This is a genomic window from Pseudomonas baltica (assembly GCF_031880315.1).
Classification (GTDB): domain Bacteria; phylum Pseudomonadota; class Gammaproteobacteria; order Pseudomonadales; family Pseudomonadaceae; genus Aquipseudomonas.
Window position 1 is genome coordinate 6,461,320 of the sequence record NZ_CP134771.1, and the last position, 13,206, is coordinate 6,474,525.

12 protein-coding genes and 1 pseudogene are annotated in these 13,206 nt (G+C 63.0%); 6 read left to right on the top strand and 7 right to left on the bottom strand.

Annotated features, from left to right (window positions below):
* Positions 1 to 17: 17 nt before the first annotated feature.
* Positions 18 to 665, bottom strand: coding sequence for a nucleoside/nucleotide kinase family protein (locus REH34_RS29280; protein ID WP_226502563.1), 648 nt, complete (start codon positions 663 to 665; stop codon positions 18 to 20).
* Positions 666 to 849: 184 nt separating this feature from the next.
* Here REH34_RS29280 and REH34_RS29285 point away from each other — a divergent pair, with 184 nt between their 5' ends.
* Positions 850 to 2,241 carry a sugar porter family MFS transporter gene (locus REH34_RS29285; RefSeq protein WP_226502564.1) on the top strand — a complete coding sequence of 464 codons (1,392 nt, stop codon included), beginning with the start codon at positions 850 to 852 and terminating at the stop codon, positions 2,239 to 2,241.
* A gap of 101 nt (positions 2,242 to 2,342) precedes the next feature.
* Here the strand turns inward: REH34_RS29285 and REH34_RS30435 are convergent, their stop codons facing one another.
* The 4 genes and pseudogenes from REH34_RS30435 to REH34_RS29300 all read right to left on the bottom strand — a co-directional run bounded on the left by REH34_RS30435 (position 2,343) and on the right by REH34_RS29300 (position 6,688).
* Positions 2,343 to 2,927 carry a methyl-accepting chemotaxis protein gene (locus REH34_RS30435; RefSeq protein WP_409373361.1) on the bottom strand — a complete coding sequence of 195 codons (585 nt, stop codon included), beginning with the start codon at positions 2,925 to 2,927 and terminating at the stop codon, positions 2,343 to 2,345.
* Positions 2,904 to 3,665, bottom strand: a pseudogene (locus REH34_RS30440) (PAS domain-containing protein); the annotation flags it as partial. The gene REH34_RS30435 and the pseudogene REH34_RS30440, both read right to left, overlap by 24 nt.
* A gap of 208 nt (positions 3,666 to 3,873) precedes the next feature.
* Complete coding sequence (locus REH34_RS29295) at positions 3,874 to 5,355, bottom strand: MFS transporter (RefSeq protein WP_311970192.1); 1,482 nt, start codon at positions 5,353 to 5,355, stop codon at positions 3,874 to 3,876.
* Positions 5,356 to 5,542: 187 nt separating this feature from the next.
* A complete protein-coding gene (locus REH34_RS29300) occupies positions 5,543 to 6,688 on the bottom strand; it encodes a hypothetical protein (RefSeq protein WP_311970193.1) in 1,146 nt (381 codons plus the stop codon).
* Positions 6,689 to 7,014: 326 nt separating this feature from the next.
* On the opposite strand from REH34_RS29300, the gene REH34_RS29305 reads away from it, so the two are divergent.
* Positions 7,015 to 7,884 carry a family 16 glycosylhydrolase gene (locus tag REH34_RS29305; protein ID WP_226502568.1) on the top strand — a complete coding sequence of 290 codons (870 nt, stop codon included), beginning with the start codon at positions 7,015 to 7,017 and terminating at the stop codon, positions 7,882 to 7,884.
* 105 nt (positions 7,885 to 7,989) lie between these two features.
* On the opposite strand, the gene REH34_RS29310 is transcribed toward REH34_RS29305, so the two are convergent.
* Both REH34_RS29310 and REH34_RS29315 read right to left on the bottom strand, forming a co-directional pair.
* Positions 7,990 to 9,306 (bottom strand): MFS transporter, encoded by a 1,317-nt coding sequence (locus tag REH34_RS29310; protein ID WP_311970194.1) that lies wholly within the window; start codon positions 9,304 to 9,306, stop codon positions 7,990 to 7,992.
* A 72-nt stretch (positions 9,307 to 9,378) separates the two neighbouring features.
* The gene (locus REH34_RS29315; protein ID WP_311970195.1) at positions 9,379 to 10,443 is read right to left on the bottom strand and encodes an Ldh family oxidoreductase; all 1,065 of its coding nucleotides are present in this window, start codon (positions 10,441 to 10,443) and stop codon (positions 9,379 to 9,381) included.
* A 132-nt stretch (positions 10,444 to 10,575) separates the two neighbouring features.
* Here REH34_RS29315 and REH34_RS29320 point away from each other — a divergent pair, with 132 nt between their 5' ends.
* The 4 genes from REH34_RS29320 to REH34_RS29335 all read left to right on the top strand — a co-directional run bounded on the left by REH34_RS29320 (position 10,576) and on the right by REH34_RS29335 (position 13,203).
* On the top strand, positions 10,576 to 11,469 hold the full coding sequence (locus tag REH34_RS29320; RefSeq protein WP_226502571.1) for a LysR family transcriptional regulator: 894 nt from the start codon (positions 10,576 to 10,578) through the stop codon (positions 11,467 to 11,469).
* 148 nt (positions 11,470 to 11,617) lie between these two features.
* Positions 11,618 to 11,986: a hypothetical protein gene (locus REH34_RS29325; protein ID WP_311970196.1), complete on the top strand. Its 369-nt coding sequence runs from the start codon at positions 11,618 to 11,620 to the stop codon at positions 11,984 to 11,986.
* A 212-nt stretch (positions 11,987 to 12,198) separates the two neighbouring features.
* Positions 12,199 to 12,480: a DUF1652 domain-containing protein gene (locus REH34_RS29330; protein WP_226502573.1), complete on the top strand. Its 282-nt coding sequence runs from the start codon at positions 12,199 to 12,201 to the stop codon at positions 12,478 to 12,480.
* 270 nt (positions 12,481 to 12,750) lie between these two features.
* Positions 12,751 to 13,203, top strand: coding sequence for a MarR family winged helix-turn-helix transcriptional regulator (locus REH34_RS29335; protein ID WP_226502574.1), 453 nt, complete (start codon positions 12,751 to 12,753; stop codon positions 13,201 to 13,203).
* The last annotated feature ends 3 nt before the right edge of the window (positions 13,204 to 13,206 follow it).

Consider the following 13,206-nt stretch of genomic DNA (forward strand, 5'->3'; position numbering starts at 1 on the left):
AGCAGCGTTGATGTGTACTACCCCGCCCAAGGCACCATCACATGAGCCCGCGCGCGATCGGCATCGACCAGTTGCGCGTTGGGCTCATCGGTGCTGTCCACCCAGGCTTCGGCCTCTTCGCGGCTGCGGCCGAAGCGCATGTGGCGCTCCACCAACCGCGCACGACGCTGCGCCGGGCTGACCGCGACGAACCACAGATCATCGAAGCATTGGGCCACCGGCGCCCAGCCACCTTCTGACAGCAGCAGATAATTGCCTTCGCTGATAATCAGCGGCACCTCGGCGGCCACGGGGATAGCGCCCGCCAGGCTTTCCTCGATCTGCCGATCGAACAGCGGTGCATACACGGTTTCCCCCGGCTGCTGCGCCTTGAGGCGATGCAACAACGCCAGATAACCCTGCACATCGAAGGTATCCGGCGCGCCTTTGCGCTCGGCCCGCCCCAGTCGCGCGAGTTCACGGTTGGCCAGGTGAAAACCGTCCATGGGCACCACCACGGCATGTTCGCCCAGGGCCTCGGCGAGCAACTGCGCCACCGTCGATTTGCCCGAGCCGGGGGTACCGGCAATTCCCAGCAAGCGCCGCCCACCGCTGCGGATCATCATCCGCGCGCGGTCGACCAGGCCCTTGGGCAGTTGCGGCAGGGCCGCGGCAGTTTGCGTCATGTGAAGGCTCCGATTGCTGTTGGGGTGCCGGTATGACAACGGCAAACGCGATTTGCTGCTTGCACCGCCCAGGGAATTTATTCGGCACTTATGCGTACTAACAACTGTTACAGGAAATTTCAGAGCAGTCCGCGAAGGCTCTAACGCAGGCTGTCCAATAACATCGGGCCAACGGGATGACCCCATGACGACATACAACAACGTCGCAACTGAAGTAAAACGCCGCCCTGGGCTGGTGATCGGCATCGCCGTCATCGCCGCCTTGGGCGGTCTGCTGTTCGGCTACGACACCGGCATCATCGGCGTCGCGCTGCTGGGCCTGGGCAGGGAGTTTGCCCTGAACGACACCCTCAAACAGCTGGTGACCGGGGGGATCATCTTCGGTGCCTTGTTCGGTTGCCTGGGCAGTGGGCCGATCTCCGACCACTTCGGCCGGCGCCGCTCGATCATCCTGGTGGGCATCGTTTTCGCCATCGGTTCGTTGCTGTCGGCGGTGTCACCCAGTGTGCCGATCCTCATCCTCTCGCGCTTTCTGCTGGGTCTCAGCGCCGGCAGTGCGACGCAGATCATCCCGGTGTACATCGCCGAGGTGGCGCCGCCGGAGCATCGCGGCAAGCTGGTGGTGTTGTTCCAGTTCATGGTGGTGTTCGGCATTACCGTGGCGTACTTCACCGGTTTCGGCCTAGGCGATCACTGGCGGTGGATGTTCGGCCTGGGCGTGGTGCCGGCGATCATTCTGCTGCTGGGCATGACCGTACTGCCCGAGAGCCCGCGCTGGCTGCTGGTCAAATCACGTGAGGCACAAGCGCTGGCGGTCCTGCGCAGTGTGCGCAGCAGCGATCAACAGGCCAGCGACGAGCTGGAGGAAATCAAGACCATCAGCCTCAAGCAGCCCGAAGGCGAATGGCGCGACCTGGCCAAGCCGTGGATCCGTCCGGCCTTGCTGGTGGGGGCGTGTATCTCGATGTTCTCGCAGATCACCGGTAACAACGCGCTGATCTACTACGCGCCGACGATCCTCACGCAGGCCGGGTTCTCCGATCAGGTGGCGGTGCTGGCGACCGGCAGCAGTACTTTGCTGATCGTGCTGATGACCGTGGTCGGCAGTTGGCTGGTGGACAAGTATGGCCGCCGCCGGTATCTGCTGTGGATGATCCCCGGTTCCATCGTCGCCTTGGCGCTGATGGGTTATCTGTTCATGGGCGCCGGCCCGACCACCGATACTCAGCGCTGGGTGGTGGTGGCATGCCTGGCGGCCTATCTGATGCTCAATTGCGGCGGCTTCGGCGTGTGTATCTGGCTGATCAACGCCGAGGTCTACCCGTTGTTCGTACGCGGCAAGGGCGCGAGCGTCGGGGCGTTCAGCCACTGGTTCTTCGATTTGATCGTGACCTTGACCACGCTCAGCCTGGTGACCTGGCTGGGCGTCGCCTACACGCTGTGGCTCTACACCGGGATCTCGCTGCTGTCGCTGATTTTCATCTACCGCTACGTGCCTGAAACCATGGGCAAGAGTCTCGAAGAGATCGAGCACGCGCTGCGCGAGAAACGGTTCTACCCGTATCAACAGAAGTGAGCCACCTGTAGCGAGGCGGCTCGCCCCCGTAAAATGATGCCCCCTCACAGCGAGGGGACGGTCTGTTTTCGGGGGCAAGCCGCCCTCGCTACAGGGATTTGTCAGGCGTGCGTGCTGAGCTGATTGGCAAACTGCCCGATCGCGTCCACCACTTTGCGCGCGCCGTCCTGAATCTCGACGATCACACCACCGGCCTGGTCGGCCAATTCCTTGCCTTCGCCCGCTTGCCGTTTGCCGGTGTCGACCAGGCCTACGGCAGTCGCCGCCAACGCCTGATTCTGCTGGACCACCGCAGTGATCTCTTCGGTGGCCTTGCTGGTGCGCGAGGCCAACTGGCGTACTTCATCGGCCACTACCGCAAAGCCACGCCCTTGCTCCCCGGCGCGGGCCGCCTCGATGGCCGCGTTGAGCGCCAGCAGGTTGGTCTGTTCGGCAATGCTGCTGATGGTCTTGATGATGGTGCCGATCAACTGGGACTGGTTGTCCAGCGCCGCGATGCCTTCCACCGCCTGATCCATGCAGGCCGCGAGCTGGCTCATGACCGCGACGGTCTGCTTGACCACGGCGGCGCCGTTCTGCGCATTGGCATCGGTATCCTTCGAGGTGCTGAACGCGATATTGGCGGCTTCGGCCACGGCGATGTCGCGGTTGACCTGATCAGTGATTACCGTGGCGAATTTGACCACCTTGTAGAGTTTGTCGTGGGCATCGAACACCGGGTTGTAGGAGGCTTCGAGCCACACCACATGGCCATTTCGGTCGATGCGCTTGAAACGGTCGGCGACGAATTCACCGCGGCGCAGTTTGTCCCAGAACGCTTTGTAGCCTTGAGAGTTGTATTCCTCGGGGTCGCAGAACAGCCGATGGTGCTTGCCTTTGATCTGGTCGAGGGAGTAGCTCATGCCCTGCAGAAAGCGATCGTTGGCCGTGATCACCTCGCCGTCGAGGTTGAACTCGATCACAGCGGTAGAGCGCAGCAGTGCCTTGATCAGGCTCTCGTCCTCGCGGGAGCGCTCGATGGTGCGGGTCAAGTCGTTGCAATACATCGAGTAATGGCGGACCACGCCGCTGCTGTTCTTGATCGGCTGCACCACGGCGCGCAGCCAGGCTTCTTTGCCATTGCCGCGTAGCAGGCGCACCGCGCCGCTATGGTGTTCGCCACGGGTCAGGGCGTTTTTGAACCTTTTGTAGATGTCGTCGTTTTTCAGGTAAGCGGGCACCAGCTCTTCGACATGCTTGCCCACCAGGCTGGCGGTGGGGTAGAGCATTTCCTTCTCGAAATTGGCATTGGCGGACTCGATCCGGCCCTGCGGGTCCAGGTACAGCGCCAACATCTCGCTATCAAGGCTGTCACGGACCTGTTCGACCGACGACAGCTCTTCGCGTAGCGCTGCCAGTTCCTGCTTCAAATGCTTGTTGAACATCGCCCGTGCCCAGCCTGTGATTTTAGGATTATCACTGCATCGGCATGCCAGGGCTGGACTTGAGCGATGGGCGCACAGATAAATTGTGCACCCGAGCGTACCGGGCAAGTTGTCAGATACACGTTTATGGGCAGGCTGGACTTGTCAGGTTTTGGCGCGGATTTTTTGTATTTCTACCGCGATGCACCTTGCGCCCGCTGCCCAATCGTCACCCCGCCTGCACCTGCGACAACGGCCTGGCGACCTCTTCCAGCGACTTGCCCTCGGCCGCCACGCCCCATATGCCCTGTACTGCGCCAGCGATGATCATCAACGCCGCGCCGATCAGATAGCCGATGAACACATTCGTACGGTCGTGACTCTGGATCAGCGCACCGAACAACGACGGGCCGACGATGCCGCCCAGGCCGGTGCCGAAGGCGTAGAACACGGCGATGGCCAAGGCGCGGATTTCCAGTGGGAAGGTTTCGGCCACGGTCAGATAGGCCGAACTGGCCGCTGCCGAGGCAAAAAAGAAGATCACCATCCAGGCGATGGTCTGCTGGGTCACGTCGAGAATTCCCTGCTGGAACAAATAGCCGCTGATGGCCAGCAGCACGCCGGAGAGCGCATAGGTGCTGCTGATCATCACTCGCCGACCGATGACATCGAACAGCCGGCCCAGCAGCAGCGGCCCGCAGAAGTTACCCAGCGCGAAGGGCAGCACGTACCAGCCGATATGCTCGGAGGGCACGTTGTAGAAATCGGTCAGCACCAGGGCGTAGGTGAAGAAAATCGCGTTGTAGAAAAACGCCTGAGCGGTCAGCAGCGTCAGGCCGACCAGGGCGCGCTGGCGGTGAACCACGAACAGGCTGGTGAACACTTCCTTGAGCGGCGTGTGGTCTCGGGCATGCAAGCGCAGGGGCTTTTCGGTGATCGGCGGGATGTCGATGCCGCGCTCGCGGTAGTGCTTCTCGATGTTTTCGACGATGCGTGTGGCCTCTTCAGGCTGATTGTGGATGATCAGCCAGCGCGGGCTCTCTGGCACCCACAAGCGCATCAGCATGATCACCAGGCCCAGCACCGCGCCGATACCGAAGCACAGGCGCCAGCCCAGGTCGCCGCCGACATGTGCGGGATCGAGCAGGATGATCGAGCCAAAGGCCCCCAGCGCAGCACCCACCCAGAAGGTGCCGTTGATGGTCAGGTCGACCCAGCCGCGAAAGCGCGCCGGGGTGAACTCCTGAATCGTCGAGTTGATCGCCGTGTATTCACCGCCGATGCCGGCACCGGTCAGGAAGCGGAACAGCAGAAAACTCCACAGGCTCCACGAAAACGCTGTCAGTGCGGTGGCGCCGACATACAGGAACAGGGTGATGAAAAACAGTTTGCGGCGGCCCAGGCGGTCGGTCAGCCAGCCGAAGAACAGCGCGCCGAGTACCGCGCCGGCGATGTAGACCGCGCCGGCCAGGCCTATGTCGGCATTGCTCATGTGCAGCGCGGGGCTGCTTTTCAGCGCGCCGGACACCGAACCCGCCAGCGTGACCTCCAGCCCGTCGAGCAACCAGGTGATGCCCAGGGCGAACACCAGCAAGGTATGAAAGCGCGTCCAAGGCAGCCGATCGAGGCGCGCGGGCAGGTCGGTTTCGTAGATGCGGTCTTGCGCGGTGTTCGTATCGCCAGCGGCGGGGGACAGTGCTTGGGTGCTCATGGCAACTCCTTTTGTTGTTGGGGCAGGCCCATGACAGTGGAGTTGTCGCGATTGCCATCAGTTCAAACAGTACGCCGCCAAACGCGCGCTTCGGACTTCACCTTGATAGAGATGCACACAGGTCGCGACGAAGTGTCATGTGTTGGCATCGACACTTCGCGCCACCTGGCACGGCATCCTTAGGCGGTCATTTGCGCTGCAGACCACCGACCGGCGCCAGCCAGTTCTGTGCCTTGTCATCCAGCCATTGCTGGGCCGTGGCCGATTGCTTGAGCCGGGCATCGAGGAAGGCGATGGTCACGGCGGCCACGCTGCCGGCCTGCCGAGCATCGAAACCAGGGTTGGCCGGGCGACCGGGACGGCGGTTGGGGCCTGACGGATCATCCTCACCACCGCGCGGCTTTTTATCGCTCTTGTCGACCTTGGCGATGGTGCCGGACAACACCGTGTGGGTCGCGTCGTTGAGTGTGAGCTGGTAGCCGTCATGGCTCAGGCCGCGGAACAGAGCGAAGCGTTGTTGAGCACTGGCGATCCAGCTGAAGGGGTCCTCATCCATAGGACCGGTCACCGCCAGCAGCGGCGAGTCGATCTGGCTGTAGCGCCGATCGTCGACGCCCCCTGGCACATAGGGGCTGAGCAAAATGGTCGCGAGCGGTTTCCAGTCAACGGGCCGTGGCTGGCCGGGCTGACGTTCACCGGCCAGGGCGGCGGCGGTCTGTGCACCCAGATCGAAACCGGCGACGGCGACTTTGCTGGTATCCAGCGCGGCGAAACCGGCCTCGCCCGCCTGGCCGCGGCGTCGAGCCTCGCTGAGGATACGGTTGACCTCTGCTACCCGGTTGGCCGCCGGTGCCTCGGCAAAAGCGTTGGCGGCAATGGTGCGAAAAGCGCCGTCACGGGCGTTGCTGCTGTTGTAGATCGAAGCGTTGTCCCGGGTGGCCTGGATCGACAGCACTGCGTAGCCGGCATCGGCCCAGGTCTGGCGCCACAGCTCGCCGCCATTGGCGCCTTCGCCAAGGCCGGGCAGGTAGATGATGACCGGGACGTTCTTGACGCCTTCGGGCACCAGCAGGGAAAGATCCACTTCGTGTTTGCCCTGTTCTGGCGCGCCCGGTCGTTGGCCGTCCTGTTGCTGGCCACCCCAGGCCCAACGGGTGTCAAAACTGGCGAACTTGAAGTGCTGCGGTGCGGTGTATGCAGATTTCAGGTAGGTCTGGGTCGAAATGAACGGCGGCTCATCCTTGTCGGGCTGGCTGGAGCAGGCACCCAGCGCGAGGGCAAGGCCGAGCAGAAGGGGGCAGGCGAAGCGAACAGTAGGGGCGGGCATGGGCATGGGGTTGCAACCGGACCTTGCAGAATGGAGCCGCATTATGACCGTAGTGTCGCCTGCATGGAGTACGAATGAGTATCAACGAGGTAAAAAGTTGGTAAAGACGCCCTGGCGCATCCTGCCGCCTATAGCGAAAGGCTTACACGCCGTGGTGGCGTTTGGCTCTATGCCGGCGCGGCACGGCGCAGTAATCTGAACCTATCCACAGCGGCGCAGGCAGCGCCACTGGATCAAGGATGATCGACCATGGCCTGGATGGCCGCCGACAGGAGTTGGAATGGTCTTGGGAAAACCCGCTTCGGCGGGTTTTTTTCGTCTGCGAGGCCTGCATGGCAAACAATCTTCTGCTCTACGCTACGTGCCTGTCCGGGCTCATCGGCACGGCTTCGGCCGCCGACGACTGGACCCGCGTCGGTCCGCTGGGCGACACCCCCGCCCATGTGCGCGCCGACTTGCCGCTGTCCGATCAGCAAAATCGTGGTCACTGGGCGCTCGATCCGCAGTTCAGCGATGAATTCAACGGCAACACCCTGGACGCCAGCCGGTGGCATCTGGTCGCGCCTGGCAAGCCGGAGGAGGGCATCGGCCCGGCGCCCTCGGTGTTCGTGCACGAGAACGCCACGGTCAGCGATGGCCTGTTGAAGATCGTGTTTCGCAAGCAGCAAGTGCCGTTCATGAACGGCAATCCGGATTTCGCCTACACCACGGCGCTGGTCCGCAGCCAGGAGCGCACCCGCTATGGCTATTACGAGACCCGGGCCAAGGCCATGGATTCCGGGGCCTCCAGCGGATTTTTCCTGCACTGGACCGGCTTGCCTGACAACGCCACCGAGATCGATATCTTCGAGATCGGCGGGCGCACCACCCACCCTGAGTTCGACCGCGCCTACCACATGCATGCCCACGTATGGCGCACCCCGACCAGTGATCAGCACCTCGATGTCGGCAAGGCCTGGACGGCGCCCTGGCGGCTGGCCGAGGCTTACCACGTGTACGGTTTTGACTGGAGCGCGGAAAAACTGGTCTGGTATGTGGACGGTGTGAAGGTGCGCGAAGCACCCAATACGCACTGGTTCTTCCCCATGCAGCTAGTTTTCGACAGCGAGGCGATGTGGGCCTGGTTCGGCCCGGTGGACGACGCGTATCTGCCGTCCACCTTCGATATCGATTACGTGCGGGTGTGGCGGCAGGCGGATTGATAGTGCTTGCCAGCGCCCTTTCGCGGGCACGGCTCCCGCAGTTGACGCATGTCTGGCTGGGAGCCAGCTCTGCTCGCGAAGAGGCCAGTGCTGCTGGCGAGGACCTCAATCAATATGCAACCGCTCGATCTTGCCCAGGATCACCGTGTACGAAAACACCCCGATCATCGCCACGATCGCGCAAAACCCCAAGGCCCACTGGAACGAGCCGGTGCTCTGCACGATGAAACCGATGGTGATCGGGGTGATGATCCCGGCCAGGTTGCTGGCAAAACTGATGACGCTGCCGGTCATGCCCACCAGATTGCGCGGAGCGATCTCCGAGACGACCACCCAGTTGGTCGACGACATGCCTTGGGCGAAAAACGCGAACGACAGAATGCCCACTACCAGGGTGTTGGAACTGGTGAAGTTGGCCAGCACGATGGTACCGGTCAGCAGCAAGCCAATGACCATCGGCGCCTTGCGCGCGAAGTTGACGCTCATGCCGCGCTTGATCATCCAGTCGCCCCACGCGCCGCCGAACATTACCCCCATAGCCGCAGCCAGATACGGGCCGATCGAGGCGAAGCCTGCGTGCAGCATGGTCATGCCACGCTCCTGGATCAGGTAGGTCGGGAACCACGTCAGGAAGAAGTACAGGGTGCAGGTGGCTGCCAGCTTGCCGATGCACACGCCCCAGATCTGCCGGTAGGTCAGCAGCTTGCGCAATTGGTCCCAGCGAAATGCCTGGCCCTTGGCGGTATCGGTAGTGATGGCGCCGCCTTCACGGATATACGCCAGCTCGGCGGTGTTGGCCTGGGTCGCCTCGTCAGGGTCGCGATACACCCGGAACCACACCAGGGTCCAGACCAATCCCAGGCCACCGGAAACGAAGAACACCTCGCGCCAGCCATAGGTCTGCGCTATCCAGAACACCGGCGGGGTCAGCAGCGCAGTGCCCACATAAACGCCCATGGAGCAGACGCTGCCGGCCACCCCGCGTTCCTTCTGCGGGAACCAGTTGGTCACCAGCTTGTTGTTGGCCGGAAACGCCGGCGCTTCGGCGGCGCCCACTCCCAGGCGCATGCCGAACAGCGACATGAAACTCCCGGAAAAGCCCTGCAGCACCGTCAGCAAAGACCAGCCGCCCAGGCAGGCGCCATACGTCTTGCGCGTGCCGAAACGGTCCAGGAAGTAGCCGCCGGGCAGGGTTGCCGCGGCATAGGCCCAGGAGAACGCCGAGAACATGAAGCCCATCGCCACCGGGCTGACGCTGAACTCTTTGGAGATCAGCGGGGCGACGATGGACATGTTCGAGCGGTCGAGATAGTTGATGATGGTGCCGATGAATACCATGCTCAGCATCAGCCAGCGCGTGCGGGTGCGATAGGGCGTAGCGGTGCCAGCATACGATTTGGCGCGTTGGGTAGTTTCCAACATGACGGACTCCGTAGTTATTTTTATCGAGAGCGGTTTGCTTGAGTCGGGTGCCGCGGGCTTGCAGGCAAAGCGTCAGTCCAGCAGGCTGGCATCCACCCCCAGGGTGGCAGCCCATTCGCGCAGGCTCGCCTGTACCCCGGGGTTGACCTTCACCCCTTCGCGGCGGGCGCGGGCGATGTTGGCGGTGGCCTGTTCGCCCGGCAGACGCACCGGCTGCAGTGGGTCGATCGGCGCGCAGGCGTGACACGCCTCCACCAGATAGTCCATCTGCTCGAGCGATTGGCCAGCGCCGGCGAAGGCGTTGGGGTCGATCAATTGCAGGTAGACGTTGGCGCCCCAACGTTTGGGAGCGTCCCGGCGGCCGAATCCGGCCAGGCCCTGGGTCAGCGCTTCGACCATCAGCGCCAGCCCGAAGCCTTTGTGGCCCGCCTCGCTGCCGCCCAGCAGCATCAGGCTGCCGCGCTCGCTTGCCGCTTCCACCACCCGCGGATCGCGGGTGGGCCGGCCCTGACTGTCGAGTAGCCAGGGCTGCGCGAACTGCTCGCCGGCGGCGACTTTTTCGCGGGTCATGGAGATGGTCGTCAGCGAGGCGCAGGTATCCACCAGCACCGGGGCGGTCGAGGTCGGGAAGGCAAAGGCGAAAGGGTTGGGGCTGAATAACGCCTGCTTGCTGCCGAAGGGCGCCACTGCCTGGGTGTGCGGCCCGGAGGAGGCGATCATTGCGTAGTAGCCGCGGTCGGTGGCCTGTTTGGCCAAGGCCGCGAGGCAACCGATGTGGTGGCTGCGACGCATGGCGAAGGTGAACACGCCGTGCTCGGCCACCCGCTCGAAGCCCAGGGTCAGGGCGCGCTGCATCAGCCACAGGCCGGGCAGGTAATCACCATCCCAGACCACGGTGGCGCCGGTATCGCGCACGGTTTCCGGCACGCCGGTGGCGGTCATGCCACCGCCCTGGAGCTCCTTGAGGTAGGCGCCGCATTGCGCCAGGCCATGGGTTTCGCGGCCGAGCATGTCGGTCAGCAGCAGCAGGTCGGCGACGCAATGGGCTTTTTCGCTGTCCATGCCGGCGGCGCCGAACAGTGCGGCGGCCAGGCTCGCCAGGGCTTGCGGGGGACGGTAGAGCGCAACGACAGGCATGCACACCTCTTCTTGTCAGCGTTTTTATTGGGTCAACCCGAAAGTGATCGGGAGCAGTGCCGTTCACGCTAAATCAGGGGCTTGATACCGTCTACGCTTGCGCTTGAATCAGTTGATACCTATTGTGCATCGATGATTACCCTTGCCCAGTTGCGTTGCTTCCTTGCCGTCGTCGACGAGATGAATTTTCGTCGCGCCGCCGCGCGCCTGAACATGACTCAGCCACCGTTGACGCGGCAGATCCAGGCCCTGGAGCATCAGGTCGGCGCACCCTTGTTCGACCGCAGCTCGCGTCATATCCGCCTGACCGCCGCCGGTGAGCATTTCGTGCGCTCGGCCCGGCGCATCATGGCGCAGTCGCTGGACGCGGTACGCGATGCCCGGCGTATCGCGGGCGGCGACAGTGGCGCCTTGACCATCGCTTTCACGGCGGCCTCCAGCTACGTGTTTTTGCCGCGCATGGTGGCCCTGCTAAGGGCGCAGATGCCGGAGGTGTCGTTGACCCTGCGGGAAATGACCTCCCCCCAACAGTGGGCGGCGTTGCGCGATGAGCAGATCGATATCGGCCTGTCGCGCCCGCCCATGATCCAGGCCGGCATCGATTCGCAGCGCGTCTACCGCGAACGCCTCTGCGCGGTATTGCCCGTTGGGCATGCTTTGGCCGAGGCCGGTGCAATCGCCCTCGAAGCCTTGGCCGGCGAGACATTGATCACCTATCCGCCGGTCGAGGCGCTGTACCTGCATGACTTGATCAATGGCTGGTTGCACGTTCGCGGGGTGACCTTCGCCGATGTTCAGCATGTCACGCAGACCCACTCGATCCTGGCGCTGGTGGCCGCCGGGCTAGGCGTCGGCATCGTGCCGCAATCGGTAGAACGCTTCATGCCGGCCGAAGTGGTGCTCAAGCCGATAGTGGGAGCCGAGGAGGTGAGCGTGGACCTGATCCTGGCGTGGCGGCGCACTACCGACAACGCCGCCTGCCAACCGGCCGCGCGGTTGATCATCGAAACCTTGGTGGGCCCCTGAGCCCCTGCCTGCAGGTGTGAGTGCAAGCAGGTGATTAGTTAGCATGCGAAGTATCATCCTCGGCGCCGATGTTCACTATCGTCAGCAGTGATTTCTGCCCCCGCAGGCAGCTCCCTAAAATGGCCCCACAGACCAAGGAGCTACCACCATGCCAGCCACTCAATCGATTCTTCGCCGTTTTACCTTCATTTTCGCTGCGGTTGCCGTCACCGTCCTCAGCGGCTGTGCCACGTCCCAGCAAGCCTACCTGGCCGACTCCAGCCCGGCGCAAAGCATCCAGTGCAATGGTGTATTCGGTAGCTGGGATGCTTGCCGCTCGCAAGCGGTGATCGCTTGTGGCGATACCGGTTATCAGGTAATTGCCCGCAATCACATCGATGGACTGTCCGAGCCTGAAGCTGAGCAGCGTGTCGCCAGCCAGTCTTTCCATGAGCGCAACATGCTGATTCAGTGCGGCGTCGGCGCCACCCGCTTGGCCGGCTTGAGCTCCCCCTCGGACGCCAGCGCCGAGCTCTGAGGGTGCCAGTGGCGCCGAGGAAGGTCTGTATCGGCGCCCCGATGCAAGTTGCCACTAGCTGTCAGCACCGTTGAACGACTATTCTGAACCCTGCGCAATGTATTCCGTCCAGATGTAATAGAAGCGTCTGGTCCGGTATTGCTCCATCCTCAAAAGCATCCTTTGAAGCCATTTTCAAAGTGATATCCGGGCAGACCAGGGGAGGACAGTCGGTGATACCCATCCGTGAATTGCGCCAGATCATAGAATCAAGTTTCGGGCCGATGACGTGCAGTTGCGCAGTCAACCCCGGCGGTACGTTGACGATCGAAGTCACCGACCCCCACACGGGCCAGGTCGACTTGCTGGTGGTGGGAGTTCCCACGCAAAAGCTCGTGTCAGTGCGCGCCATCAATGACCTGATTGCCGAACTCAGGGCCGATCTGCGGGCTAACCAGGAATGGTTCAGCCGCCACCATCAGCCGTCTGGTGGCAGCAAGACGCACAACAATTGACGTCGCGCTCGCTTCTTGAGGCAAGCCCTGCGGCAGAGTCCTGGGTGTAGGCACGCTGTGCCGGCCTCATCGCGAGCAAGCTTTGCTCCCACAAGTGTTCGGCGATTCGATCGCGAGCTGTATTGGCAAGGCTTGCGTGCGAAAGCGATCCTCTGGATCGCCATACCGGGCAAATTGCCACGTTATCCGAGCCTCCCTACCAGCGGCAGTTGCCTGAACGGGGCATATGCCCTATGTTCACCGTTTCGCCCCTCGGACACCCCCCGCATCATGCCCAACGATCAAGCCGGCCTGTGTTGTGCAACGGCCATGCGCAAGGCCTCCCGGCGCATCACCCAGTTCTACGACGACGCATTGGCGCCTTCGGGCCTGCGCTCGACCCAATATGCGATCCTCGCCGAACTGGCCGCACGGGCGCAGTGCCCCCCGACGCTGCAGGAACTTGCCGATGCGCTGGTGCTGGACCGTTCGGCGCTGGGACACAACCTCAAGCCACTGGAGCGCGATGGCCTGATCGGACAGCAGCAGTGCATCGAAGACCGCCGTCGGCGGTTGATCACCCTGAGCGCCGAAGGACAGGCTACCTTCGAGCTCGCCCAGGGGCTGTGGCAGCGCGCCCAAGCGCATTTTCTGGAAGTATTCGGCGAGACCAAGGCCTGCGCCTTGCGCCAGACCCTGCTGGAAATCGCCTACGACGATCGGCTGGTGTCGGCCAGGGGTTAAGGC

Excerpts from the sequence above, each read along its gene's own strand:
- REH34_RS29280 (WP_226502563.1), bottom strand. The coding sequence starts at position 665 with ATGACGCAAACTGCCGCGGCCCTGCCGCAACTGCCCAAGGGCCTGGTC.
- REH34_RS29285 (WP_226502564.1), top strand. The coding sequence starts at position 850 with ATGACGACATACAACAACGTCGCAACTGAAGTAAAACGCCGCCCTGGG.
- REH34_RS29295 (WP_311970192.1), bottom strand. The coding sequence starts at position 5,355 with ATGAGCACCCAAGCACTGTCCCCCGCCGCTGGCGATACGAACACCGCG.
- REH34_RS29300 (WP_311970193.1), bottom strand. The coding sequence starts at position 6,688 with ATGCCCATGCCCGCCCCTACTGTTCGCTTCGCCTGCCCCCTTCTGCTC.
- REH34_RS29305 (WP_226502568.1), top strand. The coding sequence starts at position 7,015 with ATGGCAAACAATCTTCTGCTCTACGCTACGTGCCTGTCCGGGCTCATC.
- REH34_RS29310 (WP_311970194.1), bottom strand. The coding sequence starts at position 9,306 with ATGTTGGAAACTACCCAACGCGCCAAATCGTATGCTGGCACCGCTACG.
- REH34_RS29315 (WP_311970195.1), bottom strand. The coding sequence starts at position 10,443 with ATGCCTGTCGTTGCGCTCTACCGTCCCCCGCAAGCCCTGGCGAGCCTG.
- REH34_RS29320 (WP_226502571.1), top strand. The coding sequence starts at position 10,576 with ATGATTACCCTTGCCCAGTTGCGTTGCTTCCTTGCCGTCGTCGACGAG.
- REH34_RS29325 (WP_311970196.1), top strand. The coding sequence starts at position 11,618 with ATGCCAGCCACTCAATCGATTCTTCGCCGTTTTACCTTCATTTTCGCT.
- REH34_RS29335 (WP_226502574.1), top strand. The coding sequence starts at position 12,751 with ATGCCCAACGATCAAGCCGGCCTGTGTTGTGCAACGGCCATGCGCAAG.